Source organism: Mycobacterium sp. 1165178.9, from assembly GCF_001673555.1.
In the GTDB taxonomy this organism is placed as follows: domain Bacteria; phylum Actinomycetota; class Actinomycetes; order Mycobacteriales; family Mycobacteriaceae; genus Mycobacterium.
This window is the reverse complement of sequence record NZ_LZMB01000356.1, coordinates 1-2,200: the sequence shown is the minus strand read 5'-3', so window position 1 is coordinate 2,200 and position 2,200 is coordinate 1. Positions and strand designations below refer to the sequence as shown.

Sequence of the window (2,200 nt, the reverse complement as noted above, 5' to 3'; positions counted from 1 at the left end):
CGCAGGTGGCCGAGTTCACCCACACCTGCTTCATGGTGACGCCCTACGAGTCCTACGTGGCCGTCGCGGAGACGCTGAACCGAATCACCCCGGGCTCCGGCGAGAAGCGCTCGGTGCTGTTCAACTCCGGCGCGGAGGCGGTGGAGAACGCCGTCAAGGTCGCGCGCGCGTACACCCGCAAGCCGGCCGTCGTGGCGTTCAACCACGCCTACCACGGCCGCACCAACCTGACCATGGCGCTGACCGCCAAGTCGATGCCCTACAAGGGCGGCTTCGGCCCGTTCGCGCCCGAGGTATACCGCGCGCCGCTGTCTTACCCCTATCGCGACGGCCTGGTGGACAAGGACCTGGCCACCGACGGACAAAAGGCCGCCGCGCGCACCATCAGGGTCATCGACAGCCAGATCGGTGCCGACAACCTGGCCGCCCTCATCATCGAGCCGATCCAGGGCGAGGGCGGGTTCATCGTTCCGGCCGAGGGATTTTTGCCCAGCCTCCTGGACTGGTGCCACGACAACGACGTGGTGTTCATCGCCGACGAAGTGCAAACGGGATTCGCGCGCTCCGGCGCCATGTTCGCGTGCGAGCACGAGGGCATCGAGCCCGACCTGATCTGCACCGCGAAGGCCATCGCCGATGGATTGCCGCTGTCGGCGGTCACCGGCCGGGCACAGATCATGGACGCGCCGCATGTTGGCGGTTTGGGCGGCACCTTCGGCGGAAACCCCCTGGCCTGTGCGGCCGCGCTGGCCACCATCGAGACGATCGAGAATGACGGATTGATCGATCGGGCCCGGCAATTGGAACGTCTGATCACCGAACCACTGCTGCGCCTGCAGGCCGGGGACGACCGGATCGGCGACGTGCGTGGTCGGGGAGCCATGATCGCCATCGAATTGGTGAAGTCGGGAACCGCCGAGCCCGACAAGGAATTGGCCCAGAAGCTGTCCGTCGCGGCGGCCTCCGCCGGAGTGATCGTCCTGACCTGCGGCATGTACGGCAATATCATTCGGCTGCTGCCCCCGCTGACCATTGGCGACGAGCTGCTTGCCGAGGGCATCGACATCCTCGGCGCGCTGCTGCGCGACATGTAGACACGGCGACTACGGCCCCGCGCGTGGGCAATCTCACAAACACCGCCGCGGCCAGATCGTGGTGGAATAACGTTACTTTAGCTAACGTTCTATAGGTCAGCGCGGACAGCGCAAATTGACTCGCTAACTTTCATTTGCAAGGGATCTGTTTATGTCGACTGCAATTCATGACGAACAACTCGACCGTCGCGTCGAAGAACTCATTGCCAACGACCCCCAGTTCGCCGCCGCCCGACCGGACCCGGCGATCACCGCGGCCCTCGAACAGCCCGGGCTGCGGCTGCCAAAGATCATTCGGACCGTGCTGGACGGCTACGCCGACCGGCCGGCGCTGGCGCAGCGCGCCGTCGAGTTCGTCACGGACGCCAAGACCGGGCGCACGTCGGCCGAGCTGCTCCCCCGCTTCGAGACCATCACGTATGGCGAACTGGGCGAACGGGTTTCGGCCCTCGGCCGGGCGTGGCTCAGTGACTCCGTGAAACCCGGCGACCGCGTGTGCGTGCTGGGCTTCAACAGCGTCGACTACACCACCATCGACATGGCGCTGGCCACGATCGGAGCCGTGTCGGTGCCGCTGCAGACCAGCGCGGCGATCACGTCGCTGCAGCCGATCGTTGCCGAGACCGAACCCAGCCTGATCGCGTCGAGCGTCAACCAGCTGACCGACGCCGTGGAGCTGATCCTGTCCGGTGAGCACGTGCCCGCCAGGCTCGTCGTGTTCGACTACCAGCCCGAGGTCGACGACCAGCGCGAGGCCGTGGACAGCGCCGTGGCGCGGCTGTCCGACACCGCCGTGGTCGTCGAGGCGCTCGCCGACGTGCTGCGGCGCGGCAAGGACCTGCCAGCGGTTGCCGAGCCGCAGACCGATGAGGACTCGCTGGCGCTGCTGATCTACACCTCCGGTAGCACCGGCGCGCCCAAGGGCGCGATGTACCCGCAGAGCAACGTCGGCAAGATGTGGCGCCGCGGTAGCAAGAACTGGTTCGGCGAGAGCGCCGCGTCGATCACGCTCAACTTCATGCCGATGAGTCACGTCATGGGACGCGGAATCCTTTACGGCACCTTGGGCAATGGCGGCACCGCCTACTTCGCGGCCCGCAGCGACT

Annotated in this window: 2 protein-coding genes; both read left to right on the top strand. The window is 66.5% G+C overall.

What is annotated here, in order from left to right:
• Nucleotides 1-1,094: 4-aminobutyrate--2-oxoglutarate transaminase (gene gabT, locus A5652_RS15490; RefSeq protein ID WP_067352950.1), on the top strand; the 1,094-nt coding region annotated here is incomplete at its 5' end.
• A gap of 151 nt (nucleotides 1,095-1,245) precedes the next feature.
• Nucleotides 1,246-2,200 (top strand): AMP-binding protein (locus tag A5652_RS15485; protein WP_156745360.1); only part of this gene is annotated, 955 nt, incomplete at its 3' end.